Origin of the sequence: Lelliottia nimipressuralis (assembly GCF_004402045.1) — a bacterium.
GTDB lineage: Bacteria > Pseudomonadota > Gammaproteobacteria > Enterobacterales > Enterobacteriaceae > Enterobacter > Enterobacter chinensis.
This window is the reverse complement of sequence record NZ_SOMG01000002.1, coordinates 112,187-135,528: the sequence shown is the minus strand read 5'-3', so window position 1 is coordinate 135,528 and position 23,342 is coordinate 112,187. Positions and strand designations below refer to the sequence as shown.

The following is a 23,342-nucleotide window of genomic DNA, read 5'->3' as shown; positions in this document are numbered from 1 at the left end:
TCAGAAGTGAAACGCCGTAGCGCCGATGGTAGTGTGGGGTCTCCCCATGTGAGAGTAGGGAACTGCCAGGCATCAATTAGAAGAACCCCGTACCGTAAGGTGCGGGGTTTTTTGCTTTTGTTTTTCTCCTCCCCCTCTCCCTGAAACTTTCTCACCTTCGACTTGCAGACTCGACATTCCGATCGTTTCTCGGTATCGTTAGCTGTCTGGATGTCTAAACGTTTATACGTATACTGTGAGGAAGTAAGGTTATGCCGATTCGGGTGCAGGACGAGCTACCAGCCGTCAATTTCTTACGTGAAGAAAACGTCTTCGTCATGACGGCTTCACGTGCAACAGGCCAGGAAATTCGCCCGCTGAAGGTTCTTATTCTCAATTTGATGCCGAAAAAGATCGAAACAGAGAACCAGTTCCTGCGTTTACTTTCGAACTCCCCGCTGCAGGTCGATATTCAGCTGCTGCGGATCGATGCCCGTGAGTCACGTAATACGCCTTCTGAGCATCTGAACAATTTCTACTGCAACTTCGATGACATTCAGGGTGAAAACTTCGATGGACTGATTGTGACCGGCGCCCCGCTGGGTCTGGTTGAATTCAACGATGTCGCCTACTGGCCGCAGATCAAACAGGTGCTGGAGTGGGCAAAAGATCACGTCACGTCCACATTGTTTGTCTGTTGGGCGGTACAAGCCGCACTGAATATTCTTTATGGCATCCCCAAGCAAACCCGCACTGAAAAGCTCTCCGGCGTATACGAACACCATATTCTCCATCCACATGCTCTGCTGACGCGCGGGTTTGATGATTCTTTCCTGGCTCCGCATTCACGCTATGCCGATTTCCCGGCACAGCTGATCCGCGATTACACCGATCTGGAGATCCTGGCCGAAACAGAGGATGGAGATGCTTATCTGTTTGCCAGCAAGGATAAACGCATTGCCTTTGTGACCGGACATCCTGAATACGATCCGCATACCCTCGCGTCAGAGTATTTCCGTGATGTCGAAGCGGGTCTCAATCCCGATGTGCCGTACAACTATTTCCCGAAAAACGATCCACAAAACAAACCGAGAGCGACCTGGCGCAGCCACGGGAATTTGCTTTTTACTAACTGGCTCAACTATTACGTCTACCAGATAACGCCATACGATCTGCGTCACATGAATCCGACGCTGGAGTAATCTTCTGCATTAAACGATCCTAAAGCGTTTCAGCTATTCAGATCAGGCACCTTCGGGTGCCTTTTTTATTTCCGAAATACCACTCATCATTCAACCTAACTTTAACATCATAAAAATCAATAAGTTGATTTCATTTAATAATTAAAATGGAAATTGTTTTTGATTTTAGAAAAAATATAGATAGTCTTAATTCTGCTGAGCGAAAACTACCCAACGATCTTTCGTTCGCATCGGGAGCGTGATTTTGGATCTTTGATGAGGAGCAGAGTAATGACTCAACAGGCAACGACGGTCGATGAACTGGCCTTTACCAAGCCGTACGGCGAGCAAGAACAGCAAGTTTTGACGGCGGAAGCGGTAGAATTTCTGACTGAGCTGGTGACTCGCTTTACACCACAGCGTAATAAGCTGCTGGCGGCACGCATTCATCAGCAGCAAGAAATTGACGATGGCAAGTTGCCTGGCTTCATTTCGGAAACCGCTTCCATTCGTCGTGGTGAATGGAAAATCCGCGGCATCCCTGAAGATTTACAGGATCGTCGCGTTGAGATCACCGGTCCGGTAGAGCGCAAAATGGTGATCAACGCCATGAACGCCAACGTTAAAGTCTTTATGGCCGATTTTGAGGACTCACTGGCACCAGACTGGAACAAAGTTATCGACGGGCAGATCAACCTGCGCGACGCCGTGAACGGCACCATCAGCTATACCAACGAAGCCGGTAAAATTTATCAACTCAAACCGAATCCGGCTGTGCTGATCTGCCGCGTACGCGGGCTGCATCTGCCCGAAAAACATGTCACCTGGCGTGGGGAAGCCATTCCGGGCAGCCTGTTTGATTTTGCGCTCTATTTCTTCCACAACCATAAAAACCTGCTGGCTAAAGGCAGCGGCCCTTATTTCTATCTGCCGAAGACCCAATCCTGGCAGGAAGCGGCCTGGTGGAGTGAGGTGTTCAGCTACGCGGAAGATCGTTTCAACCTGCCGCGCGGCACCATCAAAGCCACGCTGCTGATTGAAACGCTGCCCGCCGTGTTCCAGATGAACGAAATTCTGCATGCCCTGCGCGACCACATCGTCGGCCTGAACTGTGGGCGCTGGGACTATATTTTCAGCTACATCAAAACCCTGAAAAATTATCCCGATCGCGTGCTGCCCGATCGTCAGGTTGTGACTATGGATAAACCGTTCCTGAGCGCCTACTCGCGTCTGCTGATCAAAACCTGCCACAAGCGCGGTGCCTTTGCGATGGGCGGCATGGCGGCCTTTATCCCGAGCAAAGACGCAGAGCGTAACAACCAGGTGCTCAACAAGGTGAAAGCCGATAAGGAGCTTGAAGCGCGTAACGGCCATGACGGGACGTGGATCGCGCACCCGGGTCTGGCGGATACGGCAATGGAAGTCTTTAACCGCGTACTCGGTGACAACAAAAACCAGCTGTTCGTCACGCGCGAAGACGATGCCCCGACGGCTGAAGAACAGCTGCTGGCACCGTGTGTGGGTGAACGTACCGAAGAGGGCATGCGCGCCAATATTCGCGTTGCCGTGCAGTACATCGAAGCGTGGATCTCCGGTAACGGCTGTGTACCGATCTACGGCCTGATGGAAGATGCCGCGACGGCGGAGATCTCACGCACCTCGATCTGGCAGTGGATTCACCATCAAAAAACGCTCAGCAACGGCAAGCCGGTGACCAAATCCCTGTTCCGCCAGATGCTGGCTGAAGAGATGCGGGTGATCCAGGACGAGCTGGGCGAACACCGCTTCAGCAGCGGACGTTTTGACGACGCCGCGCGCCTGATGGAGCAAATCACCACATCAGATGACCTAATCGACTTCCTGACCCTGCCGGGCTACCGCTTCCTGGCGTAACTCACCACATAACAATATGGAGCATCTGCACATGAAAACCCGTACCCAACAAATCGAAGACTTAAAAAAAGAGTGGACACAATCTCGCTGGGAGGGCATCCGCCGTCCATACAGCGCGGAGGAAGTGGTGAAATTACGCGGCTCGATCAATCCGGAATGCACGCTGGCACAGAACGGTGCGGCGAAAATGTGGAAGCTGCTGCACGGTGGCTCTAAAAAGGGCTATATCAACAGCCTCGGCGCGCTGACCGGCGGTCAGGCACTGCAGCAGGCGAAGGCCGGTATTGAGGCTATTTATCTCTCCGGCTGGCAGGTTGCGGCGGACGCCAACCTGGCCTCCAGCATGTACCCGGATCAGTCGCTCTATCCGGCTAACTCCGTGCCGTCGGTCGTGGATCGGATCAACAACACCTTCCGCCGTGCGGATCAGATCCAGTGGGCCGCAGGTATCGAACCAAACGATCCGCGCTTTATTGACTACTTCCTGCCGATCGTCGCGGATGCAGAAGCGGGCTTTGGTGGCGTGCTGAACGCCTTCGAACTGATGAAATCGATGATTGAGGCCGGTGCAGCGGCCGTTCACTTCGAAGATCAGCTGGCGTCTGTGAAGAAGTGCGGACACATGGGCGGGAAAGTTCTCGTCCCGACTCAGGAAGCGATTCAGAAGCTGGTGGCGGCGCGTCTGGCTGCTGACGTGCTCGGCGTGCCGACGCTGGTCATTGCCCGTACCGATGCGGATGCGGCGGATCTGATCACCTCTGACTGCGACCCGTACGACAGCGAGTTCATCACCGGTGAGCGTACCAGTGAAGGCTTCTACCGTACCCATGCAGGCATTGAACAGGCGATCAGCCGTGGCCTGGCGTATGCGCCGTACGCGGACCTGGTCTGGTGTGAAACCTCCACGCCGGATCTGGCGCTGGCAAAACGCTTTGCTGATGCTATTCACGCGAAGTACCCAGGCAAACTGCTGGCCTATAACTGCTCGCCGTCCTTCAACTGGCAGAAAAAGCTGGATGACAAAACCATCGCCAGCTTCCAGCAGCAGCTGTCCGACATGGGCTACAAATACCAGTTCATTACCCTGGCAGGGATCCACAGCATGTGGTTCAACATGTTCGACCTGGCACATGCCTATGCGCAAGGTGAGGGCATGAAGCACTATGTTGAGAAGGTTCAGCAGCCAGAATTTGCCGCCGGTAAAGATGGCTATACCTTCGTCTCTCACCAGCAGGAGGTGGGAACGGGCTACTTCGATAACGTGACGACCATCATTCAGGGTGGCACCTCATCCGTCACCGCCTTAACGGGTTCAACGGAAGAAGCACAGTTCTAATCTTTTCCCCCTCTCCCCTCTGGGGAGAGGGTTGGGTAAGGGGAATATATGTCGCGTGGCCTGGAATTACTGATTGCCCAAACTATTTTGCAGGGCTTCGATGCCCAGTATGGTCGTTTTCTTGAAGTGACCTCCGGCGCGCAGCAGCGCTTCGAACATGCTGACTGGCATGCGGTTCAGCAGGCCATGAAGCAGCGTATCCATCTCTATGACCACCATGTGGGTCTGGTGGTGGAGCAGTTGCGTTGTATTACCGATGGTAAAAGTCCGGATGCGGAATTTTTACTGCGCGTCAAAGAGCATTACACCCATTTGTTACCCGACTACCCGCGCTTCGAGATTGCGGAGAGCTTTTTTAACTCCGTCTATTGCCGGTTATTTGACCACCGCTCATTATCTCCTGAGCGGTTATTTATCTTCAGCTCTCAGCCCGAGCGACGCTTTCGAACCATTCCTCGTCCGCTGGCGAAAGATTTCTTTCCCGAGCGCGGGTGGGAAAAGCTCCTGCACCGCGTCTTAACGGATTTGCCGCTGCGCTTGCCCTGGGAGAATAAAACCCGGGATATCGGTTATATCCACGCACATCTCAACGAAACCTTCGGTGCGGAGGTGCTCAGCCACAGCCATTTGCAGGTTGCCAATGAGCTTTTTTACCGCAATAAAGCCGCATGGCTGGTGGGCAAACTGGTTACGCCGACCGCCATTGTGCCGTTTCTGCTGCCCATTCACCGTACCGACGACGGGGAACTTTTTGTCGATACCTGCCTGACCACCAGCGCCGAGGCCAGCATCGTATTTGGCTTCGCCCGCTCTTATTTCATGGTTTACGCCCCGCTGCCTGCCGCTCTGGTGGAGTGGCTGCGCGAGATCCTGCCGGGCAAAACCACCGCCGAGCTGTATATGGCCATTGGCTGCCAGAAGCACGCCAAAACGGAAAGCTACCGGGAGTACCTGCGCTATGTCACCACCGCTGATGAACAGTTCATCGAAGCACCCGGCATTCGCGGCATGGTGATGCTGGTGTTTACGCTTCCGGGTTTCGACCGGGTATTTAAGGTGATTAAAGACAGATTCGCGCCGCAGAAAGAGATGACCGCTGCCCATGTTCGCGCCTGCTACCAGCTGGTCAAAGAGCACGATCGCGTCGGGCGCATGGCGGATACCCAGGAATTCGAAAACTTTGTGCTGGATAAGCAGCAGATCGACCCGGCGCTCATGACGCTTTTACTGCAGGAAGCACCCGGAAAAATCACCGATCTTGGTGACAAAATCGTGATAAGCCATCTCTACATTGAACGCCGTATGGTGCCGCTGAATATCTGGCTGGAACAGTCCGAAGGTCAGGCGCTGCGGGATGCCATTGAAGAGTACGGCAACGCGATTCGACAGCTTGCCGCCGCCAATATTTTTCCGGGCGATATGCTGTATAAAAACTTCGGCGTCACCCGCCACGGGCGAGTGGTGTTCTACGATTACGATGAAATTTGCTACATGACCGAGGTGAATTTCCGCGATATCCCGCCACCCCGCTACCCGGAAGATGAGCTTTCCGGTGAGCCGTGGTACAGCGTCTCGCCGGGCGATGTGTTTCCGGAGGAGTTTCGCCACTGGCTGTGCGCCGACCCGCGCATCGGGCCGCTATTCGAAGAGATGCATGAGGATCTGTTCCGCGCCAGCTACTGGCGTGGACTGCAAACGCGGATCAAAAATGGGCATGTCGAAGATGTGTACGCTTACCGCCGCAAGCAGCGGTTTAGCATCAGATTTTCAGAGGGCATCATGTAGGCCGGGTAAGGCGAAGCCGCCACCCGGCAAAGCATGCTTAACGAATCCCACCGTACGCCAGCGTCACCTCTTTCGCCGCCTTAATCACCAGCGCACCCAGCTCGGTCACGCGGTCGTCGGTCATACGCGAAATCGGCCCTGAGATGGAGATCGCGGCAAACGGCTCGCGGTGCTCGTCAAAAATACAGGCCGCCAGGCAGCGCAGCCCCAGCGCATGTTCCTCATCATCAAACGAATAGCCGCGCTTGCGGGTCAAAGCCAAATCTTCTTTCAGATGCACCGGCGACACCAGCGTGGCGTGGGTATAGGCATGCAGACCTTTACGGTGCAGCAGCCCCGTCACCTGCTCCTCGCTCAGCTGCGAGAGAAACGCTTTCCCCGCCCCGGAGGCGTGCATCGGCAGCTTGCCGCCAATCGGCGCGGACATGCGCATCAGCTGCGTGCACTGCACCTGGTCGATGATAATCGCCTGATGATCGCTCTGGTCGAGGACTGCCAGGTTCACCGTCTCGCCGGACTCTTCCATCAGCTTGCGCAGAATCGGGTGCACTATCGCCAGCAGGTTGCGACTCTGCAGGAAGCTGCTGCCGACGATAAACGCATGCGCGCCTACCGCCCAGTGCCCCAGCTCGCCTACCTGACGGACAAAGCCCAGCTGCTGCATAGTGGTCAGCAGCCGATGCGTCGTGGAGTTCGGCAGGCCAGCCTGCTGCGCCAGCTCCGTCAGGGCCACGCTGCTGTGCGACTCGGCTATCCACTCCAGCAGCTTCAGACCGCGCGTGAGCGATTGAACCTGTCCGCCCTGTTGTGCGGAGGTGGTGGCAGCAGGTTTTCTGCCGCGTTTAGCGGGAACGGTCGCGACCATGACGATCTCCTTTTTCTGTATCGTGGAAATCATTTTCGTTTTATTTGGTGAATTTGCAACCGTTATCCTGACTGATCGGAGGAGTGATGGTGAACATGTCTCATGTTACCCCTGAGTGGCTTTTCCACCCTGCGAGATTGTGCCAGTATGGAACGCAGCCTTTTGGCCATGTTGAGCGTTGTCGGGAGCAAGTGTGAGCAGCAAAGTAGAGCAACTGCGTGCGCAGTTAAATGAACGAATTCTGGTGCTGGACGGCGGCATGGGCACCATGATCCAGGGCTATCGTCTGAGCGAAGACGATTTCCGCGGCGAACGCTTCGCTGACTGGCCATGCGACCTGAAAGGGAACAACGACCTGCTGGTGCTCAGCAAGCCGTCCGTGATTAAGGATATCCACAACGCGTACTTCGAAGCGGGTGCGGATATCGTTGAAACCAACACCTTTAACTCGACAACCATCGCCATGGCGGATTACCAGATGGAATCCCTGTCGGCGGAAATCAACTATGAAGCCGCGAAGCTGGCGCGCGCCTGCGCAGACGAGTGGACGGCCCGCACGCCGGAAAAACCGCGCTATGTGGCCGGGGTACTTGGCCCCACCAACCGCACCGCGTCGATTTCACCGGATGTCAACGACCCGGCGTTTCGTAATATCACCTTTGACCAGCTGGTCGCGGCCTACCGGGAATCGACCAGAGCGCTGGTGGAAGGCGGTTCCGATCTGATCCTGATTGAAACGGTATTCGATACCCTCAACGCCAAAGCCGCGATTTACGCGGTGAAAGAGGAGTTCGAGGCGCTGGGCGTTGACCTGCCGATCATGATTTCCGGCACCATCACCGACGCCTCTGGCCGTACCCTGTCCGGCCAGACAACTGAAGCGTTTTACAACTCTCTGCGCCACGCGGAGGCGCTCTCCTTCGGCCTGAACTGCGCGCTGGGACCGGACGAACTGCGCCAGTACGTGCAGGAGCTGTCGCGCATCGCGGAGTGCTACGTCACGGCGCACCCGAACGCCGGTCTGCCGAACGCGTTTGGTGAGTACGATCTGGATGCAGACACCATGGCGGCGCAAATCCGCGAGTGGGCTGAGTCTGGCTTCCTGAATATTGTCGGCGGCTGCTGCGGTACCACGCCGGAGCACATCGCCGCCATGAGCAATGCGGTGGCGGGTCTGCCGCCGCGCAAGCTGCCTGAGCTTCCCGTTGCCTGCCGTCTTGCCGGCCTTGAGCCGTTGACCATCGACGACGACAGCCTGTTTGTGAACGTCGGTGAACGTACCAACGTTACGGGTTCCGCAAAATTCAAGCGACTGATCAAAGAAGAGAAGTACAGCGAAGCGCTGGACGTCGCCCGCCAGCAGGTGGAAAGCGGCGCGCAGATTATTGATATCAACATGGATGAGGGGATGCTCGACGCCGAAGCGGCGATGGTGCGCTTCCTCAACCTGATTGCCGGTGAGCCGGACATCGCCCGCGTGCCGATCATGATTGACTCCTCCAAATGGGAGGTCATCGAGAAAGGGCTGAAGTGCATTCAGGGCAAAGGCATCGTCAACTCCATCTCGATGAAAGAGGGCGTGGATATCTTTATCCACCACGCGAAGATGGTGCGCCGCTACGGTGCTGCCGTGGTGGTGATGGCCTTTGACGAAGTGGGCCAGGCCGACACCCGCGAGCGCAAAATTGAGATTTGCCGCCGCGCGTACAAAATACTGACTGAAGAGGTGGGCTTCCCGCCGGAAGATATTATCTTTGACCCGAACATCTTCGCCGTCGCGACAGGTATTGAAGAGCACAATAACTACGCGCAGGACTTTATCGGCGCGTGTGAAGACATTAAACGCGAGCTACCGCATGCGCTGATCTCCGGTGGCGTGTCGAACGTCTCGTTCTCGTTCCGCGGCAACGACCCGGTGCGTGAAGCGATCCACGCCGTGTTCCTCTACTACGCCATCCGCAACGGGATGGACATGGGGATCGTTAACGCCGGCCAGCTGGCGATTTACGACGATCTGCCTGCGGAGCTTCGCGAAGCGGTAGAAGACGTGATCCTTAACCGCCGCGACGATGCCACCGAGCGGTTGCTGGATCTGGCAGAAAAATACCGTGGCAGCAAATCGGATGAGGCGGTAAACGTTCAGCAGGCCGAGTGGCGTTCCTGGGACGTGAAAAAGCGTCTGGAATATTCGCTGGTCAAAGGCATTACCGAATTTATTGAACTCGATACCGAAGAGGCTCGCCAGCAGGCCGCGCGCCCCATCGAAGTGATTGAAGGCCCGCTGATGGATGGCATGAACGTGGTCGGCGATCTGTTCGGTGAGGGCAAAATGTTCCTGCCACAGGTCGTAAAATCTGCACGCGTCATGAAGCAGGCGGTGGCCTACCTTGAGCCATATATTGAAGCCAGCAAAGAGAAAGGCTCCACTAACGGTAAAATGGTGATCGCGACCGTGAAGGGGGATGTCCACGACATCGGCAAAAACATCGTCGGCGTAGTGCTGCAGTGTAATAACTACGAGATTATCGACCTTGGCGTGATGGTGCCCGCAGATAAAATTCTCAAGACCGCGCGCGAAGTGAATGCCGATCTGATCGGTCTTTCGGGGTTGATTACCCCGTCGCTGGACGAGATGGTCAACGTGGCAAAAGAGATGGAGCGTCAGGGCTTCACCATTCCACTGCTGATTGGCGGGGCGACCACTTCGAAAGCGCACACGGCGGTGAAAATCGAACAGAACTACAGCGGCCCGACGGTTTACGTGCAGAACGCCTCACGCACTGTCGGCGTGGTGTCCGCGCTGCTCTCCGACACCCAGCGTGATGATTTTGTGGCGCGCACCCGCAAAGAGTACGAAACCGTTCGCATCCAGCACGGGCGCAAGAAACCGCGCACGCCGCCCGTCACGTTGCAGGCGGCGCGCGATAACGATCTGGCCTTTGACTGGTCGAGCTATACGCCCCCGGTCGCGCATCGTCTGGGCGTGCAGGAGGTGACCGCCAGCATCGAAACGCTGCGCAACTACATCGACTGGACGCCGTTCTTTATGACCTGGTCGCTGGCGGGCAAATATCCGCGTATCCTGGAGGATGAGGTTGTAGGTGAAGAGGCGAAGCGCCTGTTTAAAGACGCCAACGATATGCTGGATAAGCTGAGTGCGGAACAAACCCTTAATCCACGCGGCGTGGTCGGGCTCTTCCCGGCGAACCGCGTGGGTGATGACATCGAAATTTATCGTGATGAAACCCGCACCCACGTGCTGGCGGTCAGCCGCCATCTGCGCCAGCAAACCGAAAAAGTGGGCTTTGCCAACTACTGCCTGGCCGATTTCGTGGCACCGAAGCTTTCCGGGAAAGCGGATTACATCGGCGCCTTTGCCGTGACCGGTGGTCTGGAAGAAGATGCCCTGGCGGAGGCGTTCGAAGCACAGCACGACGATTACAATAAAATCATGGTAAAAGCGATTGCCGACCGCCTGGCGGAAGCCTTCGCCGAGTACCTGCATGAGCGCGTGCGTAAGGTGCACTGGGGCTACGCGGCCAATGAAAACCTCAGCAACGAGGAGCTGATCCGCGAGAACTACCAGGGCATTCGTCCGGCACCGGGTTACCCGGCCTGTCCGGAACACACTGAAAAGGGCACCATATGGAAATTACTGGACGTAGAGGCGCATACCGGTATGAAGCTCACCGAGTCGTTCGCTATGTGGCCGGGCGCGTCCGTTTCCGGCTGGTACTACAGCCATCCGGACAGCAAATACTTCGCCGTCGCGCAGCTGCAGCGCGATCAGATCGAAGATTATGCCCTGCGTAAAGGGATGAGCGTATCTGAAGTTGAACGCTGGTTAGCGCCAAATCTGGGCTACGACGCCGACTAACGTCACTTTTCCTTACAACAAACAGGGCGCTCATTGGGCGCCCTGTCTCTTTCTTACGTTTAAACCCTTATACTGAACCTAAGGAAAACGAATAACGATAAGGAGGAAAACCTTCCGTGCTGACCCTGTTACATCTGCTCTCTGCAGTCGCACTGCTTGTCTGGGGGACCCATATCGTCCGTACCGGCGTGATGCGCGTCTTTGGTGCCCGTTTACGTACCGTTCTCAGCAGTAGCGTCGAGAAGAAGCCGCTCGCCTTCTGCGCGGGCATTGGCGTGACGGCACTGGTTCAGAGCAGTAACGCCACAACCCTGCTGGTCACCTCTTTTGTGGCGCAGGATCTGGTGGCGCTGGCCCCGGCGCTGGTTATTGTGCTGGGGGCGGATGTGGGTACCGCGCTGATGGCGCGTATCCTGACGTTCGATCTCTCGTGGCTGTCGCCACTGCTGATTTTTCTCGGCGTGATCTTTTTCCTCGGCCGCAAACAGACGCGGGCCGGACAGCTTGGTCGCGTGGGGATTGGCCTCGGGCTGATCCTGCTGGCGCTGGAGCTGATTGTGCAGGCGGTCACCCCTATCACCGAGGCCAACGGTGTTCAGGTCATCTTCGCCTCCCTCACCGGTGACATCATGCTGGACGCGCTGATCGGCGCGGTGTTTGCCATCGTCAGCTACTCCAGTCTGGCTGCGGTGCTGCTGACGGCGACCTTAACCGCCGCCGGAGCGATCTCCTTCCCGGTCGCGCTATGTCTGGTGATTGGGGCTAACCTCGGGTCTGGCCTGCTGGCGATGCTCAATAACAGCGCCGCTAACGCTGCTGCCCGCCGCGTGGCCCTCGGCAGCCTGCTGTTTAAGCTGGTGGGCAGCCTGATTATCCTGCCCTTTATTCATCCGCTGGCGAACCTGATGGATAACCTCCCGCTGCCGAAGGCGGAGCTGGTGATCTATTTCCACGTTTTCTATAACCTGGTGCGCTGCCTGGCGATGGTCCCTTTTGCTGAGCCGATGGCCCGCTTCTGCGAACGCCTTATCCAGGATGAACCGGAGCTGGATGCGCGCCTGAAACCCAAGCACCTGGACACCTCCGCGCTGGATACCCCGGCCCTGGCGCTGGCGAATGCCGCTCGCGAGACGCTGCGCATGGGCGACGCCATGGAAACCATGCTTGAAGGCCTGCAAAAGGTGATGCACGGCGAGCCGCGAGAAGAAAAAGATCTGCGCAGACTGGCGGACGATATCAACGTGCTTTATACCGCCATCAAGCTCTATCTGGCGCGCATTCCGCAGGATGAGCTGGCGGAGGAGGAGTCACGCCGCTGGGCCGAAATTATTGAGATGTCGCTTAACCTGGAACAGGCCTCGGATATCGTTGAACGGATGGGCAGCGAGATCGCCGATAAATCGTTGGCCGCGCGTCGGGCGTTCTCAGGTGAAGGCCTGAAGGAGCTGGAGGCGCTGCAAGAACAGCTGGTGAGCAACCTGAAGCTGGCCATGTCGGTCTTCTTTTCCAGCGACGTGCCGAGCGCGCGCCGCTTGCGCCGTAACAAGCATCGTTTCCGCATTCTGAACCGCCGCTACTCGCACGCCCACGTTGAGCGTTTACACCAGCAGAACGTGCAGAGTATTGAAACCAGTTCGCTACACCTGGGGCTGCTGGGCGATATGAAACGTCTCAATTCGTTGTTCTGCGCGGTGGCGTACAGTGTGATGGAACAGCCGGATGAAGATGACGAGCGGGATGAGTATTAATCTCTGAAAGCGCCTCGCAAAACCGTTTTGCGAGGCGTGACACCTTATAAAGAGCCATTTACTCTTCAGACCTTACATTTTGAAGGGAATAGAAAATGCTCATTTATTACGCTACACTTCGCCAATTCATGCGCATTCCAATGGGGGTTCTCATGCGCACTACTCAAGGCATCAAAAAATCAGTCAATGTGTCGTTAGCACCAGAAATCCTTGAAGAGGCGCGGCGGCTTAAACTTAATCTCTCCGCTGTCCTCACGGCTGCACTGCAGGAGCAGTTTCGTGTGCATCAGCGCGCAGAGTGGTTAGCAGAAAATAAAGCGTCTATCGAGGCCATTAACCAGTGGGTTGATGAAAACGGCTCCTTTAGTGACTATCAGAGGTCGTTCTGATGGAGCAATATTTTGCTTATGAGAATGAAGGTAAGGGGAAAACTGCCTATCCCTGGCTAATCAATCTGCAGCATCCCGTGGCCAACGTGATGAAGCATGTCCTGGTCGCCCCCGCAGTTGAACTTAGCCACCTGGGAGACATTCAGCCGCCTGCGAAAGTATGCCCTGTCGTTGAGATAGCGGGTAAGCCCTGCGTGGTCATGATGCACATGATGGCAGGCATATCGCCAAAAGAGTTGGGTGAGCGCGTCGCCGATCTTACGCAAAACCGGGCCTCACTGCGGGATGCACTCGATTTTTTGATCAACGGTTACTAACACTTTTTTGTCAGCCGCAAGGTAAGGTATATTTCGCCCTTCACAGGAGAAACTATGCTGCCAACTCAATCAACCCGATTAAACAAATACATTAGCGAGAGCGGGATCTGCTCACGTCGCGAGGCGGACCGTTACATTGAACAAGGTAACGTGTTCCTCAACGGCAAACGCGCCACTATCGGCGATCAGGTAGTACCTGGCGACGTGGTTAAAGTGAATGGTCAGCTCATCGAACCGCGCGATGCTGAAGACCTGGTGTTTATCGCGTTGAACAAACCGGTTGGGATTGTCAGCACCACCGAGGATGGCGAGCGGGATAACATCGTGGATTTCGTGAACCACAGCAGCCGTATCTTCCCGATAGGCCGACTGGATAAAGACTCTCAGGGGCTGATTTTCCTCACCAACCACGGCGATCTGGTCAATAAAATTCTGCGTGCCGGTAACGACCACGAGAAAGAGTACATCGTGACGGTGAATAAGCCGGTCACGGACGAGTTTATTCGTGGCATGGGCGCCGGTGTGCCGATCCTCGGTACCGTCACGAAAAAGTGTAAGGTCAAGAAAGAAGCGCCGTTCGCGTTCCGCATTACCCTGGTACAGGGCTTAAACCGTCAGATCCGCCGCATGTGCGAGCACTTCGGTTACGAAGTGACAAAGCTCGAGCGTACGCGCATCATGAATGTCAGCCTGTCCGGTATCCCGCTGGGCGAGTGGCGTGACTTAACCGGCGATGAGCTGATTGAGCTGTTCAAGTTAATCGAGAATTCCTCGTCCGAAGCGAAGCCGAAGGCCAAAGCAAAACCGAAAACCCAGGCGATTAAGCGTCCGGTAGTGAAGGCACCGCAAGCGGAAGAGAAAGGACGCGGCAAACCGGCCAACGGGAAGCGCTTTGTCCAGCCTGGCCGCAAAAAGAAAGGGCGCTAGTTAGCGCCTTCCACGGGTAGAGGTAGTGGCCGACCAGGAAAAGGTCGTTTCAGTATCCGGCTTATAAGCCTGCTGCTTTTTCAGTTTGCGGGCTTTCTTCGCCTCGGCGTCACGCTGCGCCATCAGTTTATCGATGTACTCTTTTTTAACCTGATTGGTTTCGGCGTTCGTCAGCGTGCGGCCATGTGCGATGCGTGCGCGGTCGAGAAGCGTTTTAAGTTCGCGCTGCTCGGCTTCCGTCATGTCTTTCTGGGTCAATCGTGGTGTAGCCATTGCTGAAGCCTCCTGAGAGAGAGGCTTCAGTGTAAAGCAAGTACCGCCAATTAACCCTGTTTCACCGCATCTTTTTTCGTTTGTTCATCAATCGGTTTGCCGGACCAGTAGCCCGCCAGCAGAGAACCGGACAGATTATGCCAGACGGAGAACAAGGCCCCCGGAAGTGCCGCCAGCGGTGAGAAGTAGATTTTCCCGAGCGCCGCCGCCAGGCCGGAGTTCTGCATGCCCACCTCGATTGCCAGCGTGCGGCAGGTAGATTCGTCAAAGCCAAACAGCTTCCCGCCCCAGTAGCCGCCCAGCAGGCCTATGGTGTTATGCAGCACCACCGCGACGATTACCACAAACCCCACGGAAGCAATGTGCGACGCGGAACCCGCCACCACGGCGCTGATGATGGCCAGAATACAGACCATCGAAAACGCAGGCAGATACGGCTCTACCGCTTTCACTACGCGCGGGAAGAGATGGTGAATGACCAGGCCCAGCGCAATCGGGATCACCACGATTTGCAGAATGCTCAGCAGCATGCCCATCACATCCACCTGAATATGTGCGTCCACATACAGACGCGTTAATAGCGGGGTCGCAATCACGCCGACCAGCGTGGAAACGGAAGAGATGGTCACCGAGAGCGCCACATCGCCTTTCGCCAGGTAGATCATCACGTTGGACGCCGTACCGCTGGCCACGCTACCCACCAGCACCATCCCGGCGGAGAGGTCGGGCGGCATCTTAAAGGCCATCGCCAATAGCCACGCCGCAAGCGGCATCACCAGGTAGTGGAGGAATATTCCTGCCGCGACGGGCGCAGGGCGAGACAGCACGCGCTTAAAGTCGTCGATTTTCAGGTGTACACCCATGCCGAGCATGATCAGCATCAGCAGCGTGGTGACCCATGGCCCGATGCCGGTGAACGTGGTGGGCGTGTAATACGCGAGTACAGAGAGCAGCAGCGCCCACAACGGGAACAGCCGGGTGATAGCGGATAACATAGTGAGTTCCTTGCAGTATTGTCGTGTTGTTTAGTTATGAAAAAGCCGGGTCTGTGCCCGGCTTGTAGATAATGTTTATCGTGCTAACGAATTTTATTCAAACAAATTCTGATGAAGTTTCTGCACCACCTGCTCGGCCTGATCGGCAGGCACCAGGAAGCAGAGGTTATAGCTGGACGCGCCATAGCAAATCATACGGATGCTGAACGGGTCGAGTACGCCGAACACTTCTTTGCCCACGCCACAGGCGCGAGACAGTTTATTACCGATGATGGCCACCAGCGCCAGCTCTTCTTCCACTTCCACGCGGCACAGCTCAGAAAGCTCAATCAGCAGTGACTGGGTCAGAAGGGTATCGCCCTTCGATGTTGAACCGGTCGTATCCAGCGTCAGGGCAATGCTCACTTCTGACGTGGTGATCAGGTCTACGGAGATGTTGTGGCGCGCAAGGATGCCGAACACTTCCGCCAGGAAGCCGCGGGAGTGCAGCATGTTATGGCTGTGCAGCGTGACCAGCGTCTGCTTGCGACGCAGAGCCAGCGCACGGAACAGCGGCGGGCTTTCGGTTCTCTTACACACCATCGTACCGCCCGCTTTCGGTTCTTTACTGGAGCCGACGAAGACCGGAATATCGCTGCGCACGGCGGGCAGCAGGGTTGCCGGGTGCAGCACTTTCGCGCCGAAGGTGGCCATCTCGGCCGCTTCTTCAAACGCGATCACATCAATACGTTTTGCCGTAGAGACCACGCGAGGGTCGGTGGTGTAAATGCCCGGCACGTCAGTCCAGATATCCACGCGCGTTGCGTGCAGCGCTTCACCCAGCAGGGCGGCGGTGTAGTCGCTGCCACCTCGGCCAAGCGTCGTGGTGCGGCCTTTGGCTTCGCTCCCGATAAAGCCCTGGGTGATCACAATGCTCTCTTCCAGACGCGGTGCCAGCTGCTGACTGGTCAGCTCGGCCAGCGCCTCAACGTCCGGTTCGGCACGGCCAAAGCGATCGCTGGTGCGCATCACTTTACGCACGTCAAACCACTGCGCCTGAACATTACGTTCGCGCAGGATCTCAACAAACAGCAGGGTAGACATCAGCTCACCGTGGCTGACCAGTTCATCCGTCAGGGCAGAAGAGTTCGCCAGAGAGGCCGCTTCTGCCAGGGTGGTGATATTTTCCAGCAGACGCTCTATTTCCTCGCGGATCACATTCGGATTCTGCAGACATTCCAGGATGTCGAACTGAATTTTGCGCAGTGCGTCCAGCTTAACGAAACGTTCGGTTGCTTCCAGTCCTTCAGACAGAGAAACCAGCAGGTTCGTCACGCCTGCAGAGGCAGAGAGCACCACCAGGCGGGTATTCGGATCGGCCAGCACTACATCGGCGCTGCGGTTCATGGCAGCGTAATCTGCCACACTGGTGCCGCCAAATTTGGCGACCACAAAACTCGTCATAACAACCTCGTGTCAGGGAATGAATAAGCGACCATGGCACAAGAATGAAATGAAAACAGGTGCAGGCGCAAAATACGGCCCTATAAATAAAATGCGGGGGAGGTCCTGTCAATGCTGGGATTATGCGGATTTTTCATGGGGGGGTACCCCTGAGAAACAGGACTTATAACAGGGCCATATTTTATGCTCCGTTTTACCCTGTTTTGGGCGACATTTCGCCGCCCCGGGAGGGCGCTTCAGCAACTATACTTTTCGGGTCTTTTCACCTGCGTTTGATGCAGGCCAGGGCAATGGCATAAAAACCATCACAATTTTTATTTGCAGGCGCTACAATCGACCGCAGTCACAATTCTCAAATCAGAAGAGTATTGCTAATGAAAAACATCAACCCAACGCAGACCGCTGCCTGGCAGGCACTACAGAAACATTTTGATGAAATGAAAGACGTCACCATCGCGGACCTGTTCGCGAAAGATGCCGATCGTTTCAGTAAGTTCTCCGCGACCTTCGACGACCTGATGCTGGTGGATTTCTCCAAAAACCGCATTACCGAAGAAACGCTGGCAAAACTGCAGGATCTGGCGAAAGAGACTGAGCTGGCCGACGCTATCAAATCCATGTTCTCCGGTGAGAAGATCAACCGCACCGAAGACCGTGCCGTGCTGCACGTAGCCCTGCGTAACCGTAGCAATACGCCAATCATCGTTGACGGCAAAGACGTCATGCCGGAAGTAAACGCGGTGCTGGAAAAGATGAAGGCCTTCTCCGAAGCGATCATCTCCGGAAGCTGGAAAGGTTATACCGGTAAAGCGATCACCGACGTAGTTAACATCGGTATCGGTGGTTCTGACCTTGGCCCGTTCATGGTGACCGAAGCGCTGCGCCCTTACAAAAACCACCTCAACATGCACTTTGTCTCTAACGTCGATGGCACCCACATCGCCGAAGTGCTGAAGAATGTGAACCCGGAAACCACGCTGTTCCTGGTGGCGTCCAAAACCTTCACCACTCAGGAAACCATGACCAACGCCCACAGCGCGCGCGACTGGTTCCTGAAAACCGCTGGCGACAACAAGCACGTGGCAAAACACTTCGCGGCGCTCTCCACCAACGGTAAAGCGGTCAGCGAGTTCGGTATCGACACGGCGAACATGTTTGAGTTCTGGGACTGGGTTGGCGGCCGTTACTCTCTGTGGTCCGCGATCGGCCTGTCCATCATCCTGTCCGTCGGCTTCGACAACTTTGTTGAGCTGCTCTCTGGCGCGCACGCGATGGATAAACACTTCTCCACGACCGCGCCTGAGAAAAACCTGCCGGTACTGCTGGCGCTGATCGGCATCTGGTACAACAACTTCTTCGGTGCTGAAACTGAAGCCATCCTGCCGTACGATCAGTACATGCACCGCTTTGCGGCCTACTTCCAGCAGGGCAACATGGAATCCAACGGTAAATACGTTGACCGTAACGGCAACGCGGTGGATTACCAGACCGGTCCAATCATCTGGGGCGAGCCAGGCACTAACGGTCAGCACGCGTTTTACCAGCTGATCCACCAGGGCACCAAAATGGTACCGTGCGATTTCATCGCCCCGGCTATCACCCATAACCCGCTGTCCGACCACCATCCGAAGCTGCTGTCGAACTTCTTCGCTCAGACCGAAGCGCTGGCGTTTGGTAAATCCCGCGAGGTGGTTGAGCAGGAATACCGTGACCAGGGTAAAGATCCAGCCACGCTGGACCACGTTGTCCCGTTCAAAGTGTTCGAAGGCAACCGTCCAACCAACTCCATCCTGCTGCGCGAAATCACGCCGTTCAGCCTGGGTGCGCTGATTGCCCTGTACGAGCACAAGATCTTCACCCAGGGCGCAATCCTGAATATCTTCACCTTTGACCAGTGGGGCGTTGAGCTTGGCAAACAGCTGGCAAACCGTATCCTGCCAGAGCTGGGTGACGATAAGGCGATTGCCAGCCATGACAGCTCGACAAATGGTTTGATCAACCGCTATAAAGCATGGCGCGCGTAATTAAAACGTCATGAAAACGTGCCGGCGAAATGCCGGCATTTTTTTATCAGATAATTCCTGATGTCTGTTATTTAGCTCTAATTCCTTTACTGAGTTTTATCTGAAAAAAGCCGTTAACCCGTTAATTACTGCGGTTTACTTTAGGAATATACGGATAACACCACGACCCTTAATTAATTATATCTTGCTGATTTTATTGTTTTTTATATTTCTTTAATTCTTCTTATATTTCAATTTTATCCATTAGTCTGAAAACCCCTTTCCTATTTCCCCTTACGGCAAACCCGCGGCAGGAGTTGTGTATACTCGAATCCGCCTGAAATTCTTTTTGGGCAAATCTCCATTCATTAAATGAAGGGAAATTCTTATGAAGAAAGTACTGTATGGCATTTTTGCCATATCTGCGCTTGCGGCGACATCTGTTTATGCTGCTCCGGTTCAGGTCGGGGAAGCGGCAGGTTCGGCTGCGACGTCTGCGTCTGCGGGAAGTTCTACCGCAGCCAGCGCCAGCACCGTAAGTTCAGCCGTGGGTGTCGCGCTGGCGGCAACCGGTGGCGGTGATGGCTCCAATACCGGAACCACGACCACCACGACAACCAGCACCCAGTAATAGCGGGTGTTTTAATCATAACCACACTTCGGTGTGGTTATTCTGGCTTTTCAGTAGCCTTCGGGACCTGTAGGCCGGGTAAGCGCAGCGCCACCCGGCAATAATGCGGAGAAGAGTCGTGAAGCGACCTGGGATCATCCTGATTTGCCTGCTTTTGCAGGCGTGCTCGGCCACCACCAAAGGGCTGGGAAACTCACTGTGGGACAGCATGTTCGGTACGCCGGGCGTGCATCTGACCGATGACGAACTGCAAAACATGCCGTATGCCAGTCAGTACATGCAGCTTAACGATGGCCCGCAACTGTTTGTGGTGCTCGCTTTCGATGAAAACGGGCAGCAGAAATGGGTGACGCAGGATCAGGCCACCATTGTGACGCAGCACGGTCGTATCGTAAAAACCCTGCTGGGCGGCGACAACCTGCTGGAGGTGAATAACCTCGCTGCCGACCCGCTGATCAAACCGAATCAGATTACCGACGGCGCAAGCTGGACGCGCACGATGGGCTGGACCGAACATAAGCAGGTGCGTTACGCCACGGCACGCTCTACCTTCCGCTGGGACGGCACGGACAGCGTCAGCGTGGGCAGCGACGAAACCCATGTTCGCGTGCTGGATGAAGAAGTTGCCACTGATCAGGCCACCTGGCATAACCGCTTCTGGATCGATGAAGACGGGCAGATCCGCCAGTCTCAGCAGTATCTCGGTGCCGGATTCTTCCCGGTTAAAACCACGCTGATCAAGGCCGCGAAATCATGAAAATACTTATTCGCGTTGCACTGATCGCAAGCTTTGCCACGCCGCTCGCATGGTCTGCCGGGACGGTGAAGGTCTATACCCAGGACAGCGCGCAGCCCAAAACGTTGACCAACGCCGGGCATCTTATCGATCTCGTCGGTCAGCCGCGGCTGGCAAACAGCTGGTGGCCAGGCGCGCTGATCGCTGAACGCCAGAAGACCGCTGAAGCGGAACAACAGCAGAAGGCGCTCCTCGCCAGGCTGACGGGGTTAGCGGAGCAGGAAGATGGCGACGATGCGGCGGCCATTAACAGCGTTCGCCAGCAGCTTCAGGCTCTGAAGATCGCTGGGCGACTGTTGGTCAATCTCGATCCGGATGACGTGCGCGTGTCGGAGAACGGTAACCCGGTTCTGCAGGGAGATTACACGCTCTGGCTACCCGTAAAGCCTTCCACCATTACCGTCTTCGGGCTTATCAGTAGCCCGGGTAAAAAGCCCTTTACGCCAGGCCGCGATGTGGCGAGCTATCTCGATGAGCAAAGCCTGCTGAGCGGAGCGGATAACAGCTACGCCTGGGTCGTTTACCCTGACGGGCACACACAAAAAGCGCCAGTGGCTTACTGGAACAAGCGCCATATCGAACCCATGCCTGGCAGCATCATTTTTGTCGGTTTTGCCGACCATTTCTGGACGAAGGCGTATGACGGGCTTAACGCCGATATCCTTCACTCCCTGATTCAGCGGATACCGGAATAATGAAAAGAATCTATCTCTACAGCATGCTGGCGCTCTGCGTGAGTGCCGCCTGCCATGCAGAAACGTATCCGGCACCCATTGGCCCGTCTCAGTCAGACTTCGGCGGCGTCGGTTTACTGCAAACGCCTACCGCGCGGATGGCGCGTGAAGGGGAAATTAGCCTTAACTACCGCGATAACGATCAGTACCGCTACTACTCGGCGTCGGTGCAGCTGTTCCCGTGGCTCGAAACCACGCTGCGCTATACCGATGTGCGTACCAAACGATACAGCAGCGTCGATGCCTTCTCCGGCGATCAGACCTACAAAGATAAAGCCTTCGACGTCAAACTGCGGCTGTGGGAAGAGAGCTACTGGATGCCGCAGGTGTCCGTGGGTGCCAAAGATATCGGCGGTACCGGTCTGTTTGATGCGGAATACGTCGTGGCCAGTAAAGCCTGGGGGCCATTCGACTTCTCGCTCGGCCTGGGATGGGGTTATCTGGGCACCAGCGGTAACGTAAAAAACCCGTTTTGCTCCTACAGCGATAAATACTGCTACCGCGATAATAGCTATCAGAAAGCGGGTTCCATCAACGGCGACCAGATGTTCCACGGTCCGGCGTCGCTGTTTGGCGGTATTGAATATCAGACGCCCTGGCAGCCATTGCGCCTGAAGCTGGAGTACGAAGGGAATGACTACTCGCAGGACTTCGCCGGGAAGATTGAGCAGAAAAGCAAGTTTAACGTCGGCGCCATTTACCGCGTCACTGACTGGGCCGACGTTAACCTCAGCTACGAGCGCGGCAATACGGTGATGTTCGGCTTCACGCTGCGTACCAACTTCAACGACATGCGGCCGCACTACAATGATAACGCGCGACCTGCCTATCAGCCGGAGCCGCAGGATGCGATTCTGCAGCACTCCGTGGTGGCTAACCAGCTGACGCTGCTGAAATACAACGCCGGCCTGGCCGATCCGAAAATTCAGGTGAAAGGCGATACGCTGTACGTTACCGGCGAGCAGGTAAAATACCGCGACTCGCGGGAAGGGATCGAGCGCGCCAACCGGATCATCATGAACGATCTCCCGGATGGGATCCGCACGATCCGCGTGACGGAGAACCGTCTTAACCTGCCGCAGGTGACGACGGAAACGGACGTCGCCAGCCTCAAGCGCCATCTGGAAGGCGAACCGCTTGGGCATGAAACTGAGCTGGTGCAAAAACGCGTTGAGCCCGTGGTGCCGGACACCACTGAACAGGGCTGGTATATCGATAAATCACGCTTTGATTTCCATATCGACCCGGTGCTGAACCAGTCCGTCGGCGGGCCTGAAAACTTCTACATGTATCAGCTGGGCGTGATGGCGACGGCGGATCTGTGGCTCACCGACCACCTGCTGACCACCGGTAGCCTGTTTGGCAACATCGCCAACAACTACGACAAGTTCAACTACACCAACCCGCCGAACGACTCAAAGCTGCCGCGCGTGCGTACCCGCGTGCGTGAATATGTGCAGAACAATGCCTATGTGAATAACCTGCAGGCCAACTACTTCCAGTACTTCGGCAACGGTTTCTACGGCCAGGTGTACGGCGGGTATCTGGAAACCATGTACGGCGGCGCCGGGGCAGAAGTGCTTTATCGTCCGGTAGACAGCAACTGGGCGTTTGGTATTGATGCCAACTACGTCAAGCAGCGTGACTGGCGCAGCGCGCAGGACATGATGAAGTTCACCGACTACAGCGTCAAAACGGGCCATCTGACCGCCTACTGGACACCGTCGTTCGCACCTGACGTGCTGGTGAAAGCCAGCGTCGGCCAGTATCTGGCGGGTGATAAGGGCGGCACGCTGGACATCTCTAAACACTTCGACAGCGGCGTGGTGGTAGGCGGCTATGCGACGATCACCAACGTCTCGCCGGACGAGTACGGAGAAGGGGACTTCACCAAAGGGGTCTATGTGTCAATTCCGCTGGATCTCTTCTCATCAGGCCCAACCCGCAGCCGCGCGGCTATTGGCTGGACGCCGCTGACGCGTGACGGCGGCCAGCTGCTGGGTCGTAAGTTCCAGCTGTATGATATGACCAGCGATAAGAACATTAACTTCCGCTAATGCTTCACGCCGGGCGGCACTGCGTTTGCCCGGCCTACGGTTTTTGTAGGCCCGGTAAGCGCAGCGCCACCGGGCGAATGCGCCAAACATAAACAAAAAATATAGATCCCCGT

Annotated in this window: 18 protein-coding genes; 14 read left to right on the top strand and 4 right to left on the bottom strand. The window is 55.9% G+C overall.

What is annotated here, in order from left to right; genetic code table 11:
* Nucleotides 1–251: 251 nt before the first annotated feature.
* From metA to aceK, 4 genes are all read left to right on the top strand, one after another.
* Complete coding sequence (gene metA / locus E3U32_RS01150) at nucleotides 252–1,181, top strand: homoserine O-acetyltransferase MetA (protein WP_023334115.1); 930 nt, start codon at nucleotides 252–254, stop codon at nucleotides 1,179–1,181.
* A 270-nt stretch (nucleotides 1,182–1,451) separates the two neighbouring features.
* Nucleotides 1,452–3,053 carry a malate synthase A gene (gene aceB / locus E3U32_RS01145; protein WP_134347359.1) on the top strand — a complete coding sequence of 534 codons (1,602 nt, stop codon included), beginning with the start codon at nucleotides 1,452–1,454 and terminating at the stop codon, nucleotides 3,051–3,053.
* Nucleotides 3,054–3,084: 31 nt separating this feature from the next.
* The gene (gene aceA / locus E3U32_RS01140) at nucleotides 3,085–4,389 is read left to right on the top strand and encodes an isocitrate lyase (protein ID WP_134347358.1); all 1,305 of its coding nucleotides are present in this window, start codon (nucleotides 3,085–3,087) and stop codon (nucleotides 4,387–4,389) included.
* A gap of 48 nt (nucleotides 4,390–4,437) precedes the next feature.
* On the top strand, nucleotides 4,438–6,174 hold the full coding sequence (aceK, locus tag E3U32_RS01135; protein ID WP_134347357.1) for a bifunctional isocitrate dehydrogenase kinase/phosphatase: 1,737 nt from the start codon (nucleotides 4,438–4,440) through the stop codon (nucleotides 6,172–6,174).
* A 37-nt stretch (nucleotides 6,175–6,211) separates the two neighbouring features.
* On the opposite strand, the gene iclR is transcribed toward aceK, so the two are convergent.
* A complete protein-coding gene (gene iclR / locus E3U32_RS01130) occupies nucleotides 6,212–7,039 on the bottom strand; it encodes a glyoxylate bypass operon transcriptional repressor IclR (protein ID WP_134347356.1) in 828 nt (275 codons plus the stop codon).
* A gap of 193 nt (nucleotides 7,040–7,232) precedes the next feature.
* Here iclR and metH point away from each other — a divergent pair, with 193 nt between their 5' ends.
* The 5 genes from metH to rluF all read left to right on the top strand — a co-directional run bounded on the left by metH (nucleotide 7,233) and on the right by rluF (nucleotide 14,297).
* Complete coding sequence (gene metH / locus E3U32_RS01125) at nucleotides 7,233–10,916, top strand: methionine synthase (protein ID WP_134347355.1); 3,684 nt, start codon at nucleotides 7,233–7,235, stop codon at nucleotides 10,914–10,916.
* 116 nt (nucleotides 10,917–11,032) lie between these two features.
* The gene (locus E3U32_RS01120) at nucleotides 11,033–12,664 is read left to right on the top strand and encodes a Na/Pi cotransporter family protein (RefSeq protein WP_134347354.1); all 1,632 of its coding nucleotides are present in this window, start codon (nucleotides 11,033–11,035) and stop codon (nucleotides 12,662–12,664) included.
* Between the two features lie 95 nt (nucleotides 12,665–12,759).
* On the top strand, nucleotides 12,760–13,053 hold the full coding sequence (locus E3U32_RS01115) for a type II toxin-antitoxin system CcdA family antitoxin (RefSeq protein WP_134347353.1): 294 nt from the start codon (nucleotides 12,760–12,762) through the stop codon (nucleotides 13,051–13,053).
* Nucleotides 13,053–13,370, top strand: a complete 318-nt coding sequence (locus E3U32_RS01110; RefSeq protein WP_134347352.1) for a CcdB family protein — start codon at nucleotides 13,053–13,055, stop codon at nucleotides 13,368–13,370. The genes E3U32_RS01115 and E3U32_RS01110 overlap by 1 nt, the downstream gene beginning before the upstream one ends.
* A gap of 54 nt (nucleotides 13,371–13,424) precedes the next feature.
* Nucleotides 13,425–14,297, top strand: coding sequence for a 23S rRNA pseudouridine(2604) synthase RluF (rluF, locus tag E3U32_RS01105; protein ID WP_134347351.1), 873 nt, complete (start codon nucleotides 13,425–13,427; stop codon nucleotides 14,295–14,297).
* Here the strand turns inward: rluF and E3U32_RS01100 are convergent, their stop codons facing one another.
* The 3 genes from E3U32_RS01100 to lysC all read right to left on the bottom strand — a co-directional run bounded on the left by E3U32_RS01100 (nucleotide 14,298) and on the right by lysC (nucleotide 17,008).
* Nucleotides 14,298–14,570, bottom strand: coding sequence for a DUF3811 domain-containing protein (locus E3U32_RS01100; protein WP_059312969.1), 273 nt, complete (start codon nucleotides 14,568–14,570; stop codon nucleotides 14,298–14,300).
* A gap of 50 nt (nucleotides 14,571–14,620) precedes the next feature.
* Nucleotides 14,621–15,565 carry a ketopantoate/pantoate/pantothenate transporter PanS gene (gene panS / locus E3U32_RS01095; RefSeq protein WP_134347350.1) on the bottom strand — a complete coding sequence of 315 codons (945 nt, stop codon included), beginning with the start codon at nucleotides 15,563–15,565 and terminating at the stop codon, nucleotides 14,621–14,623.
* A 93-nt stretch (nucleotides 15,566–15,658) separates the two neighbouring features.
* Nucleotides 15,659–17,008, bottom strand: coding sequence for a lysine-sensitive aspartokinase 3 (gene lysC / locus E3U32_RS01090; RefSeq protein ID WP_134347349.1), 1,350 nt, complete (start codon nucleotides 17,006–17,008; stop codon nucleotides 15,659–15,661).
* A 374-nt stretch (nucleotides 17,009–17,382) separates the two neighbouring features.
* On the opposite strand from lysC, the gene pgi reads away from it, so the two are divergent.
* The 5 genes from pgi (at nucleotide 17,383) to E3U32_RS01065 (ending at nucleotide 23,229) form a co-directional block, all read left to right on the top strand.
* Nucleotides 17,383–19,032: a glucose-6-phosphate isomerase gene (gene pgi, locus E3U32_RS01085; RefSeq protein ID WP_096151295.1), complete on the top strand. Its 1,650-nt coding sequence runs from the start codon at nucleotides 17,383–17,385 to the stop codon at nucleotides 19,030–19,032.
* Between the two features lie 367 nt (nucleotides 19,033–19,399).
* Complete coding sequence (gene yjbE, locus E3U32_RS01080; protein WP_008503423.1) at nucleotides 19,400–19,642, top strand: exopolysaccharide production protein YjbE; 243 nt, start codon at nucleotides 19,400–19,402, stop codon at nucleotides 19,640–19,642.
* Nucleotides 19,643–19,760: 118 nt separating this feature from the next.
* Nucleotides 19,761–20,399 (top strand): YjbF family lipoprotein, encoded by a 639-nt coding sequence (locus E3U32_RS01075; protein WP_134347348.1) that lies wholly within the window; start codon nucleotides 19,761–19,763, stop codon nucleotides 20,397–20,399.
* Entirely contained in the window at nucleotides 20,396–21,133 is a 738-nt protein-coding gene (locus tag E3U32_RS01070) for a capsule biosynthesis GfcC D2 domain-containing protein (protein WP_134347347.1), read from the top strand. Before E3U32_RS01075 ends, E3U32_RS01070 begins: the two co-directional genes overlap by 4 nt.
* A complete protein-coding gene (locus E3U32_RS01065) occupies nucleotides 21,133–23,229 on the top strand; it encodes a YjbH domain-containing protein (protein WP_134347346.1) in 2,097 nt (698 codons plus the stop codon). Before E3U32_RS01070 ends, E3U32_RS01065 begins: the two co-directional genes overlap by 1 nt.
* Nucleotides 23,230–23,342 lie beyond the last annotated feature (113 nt).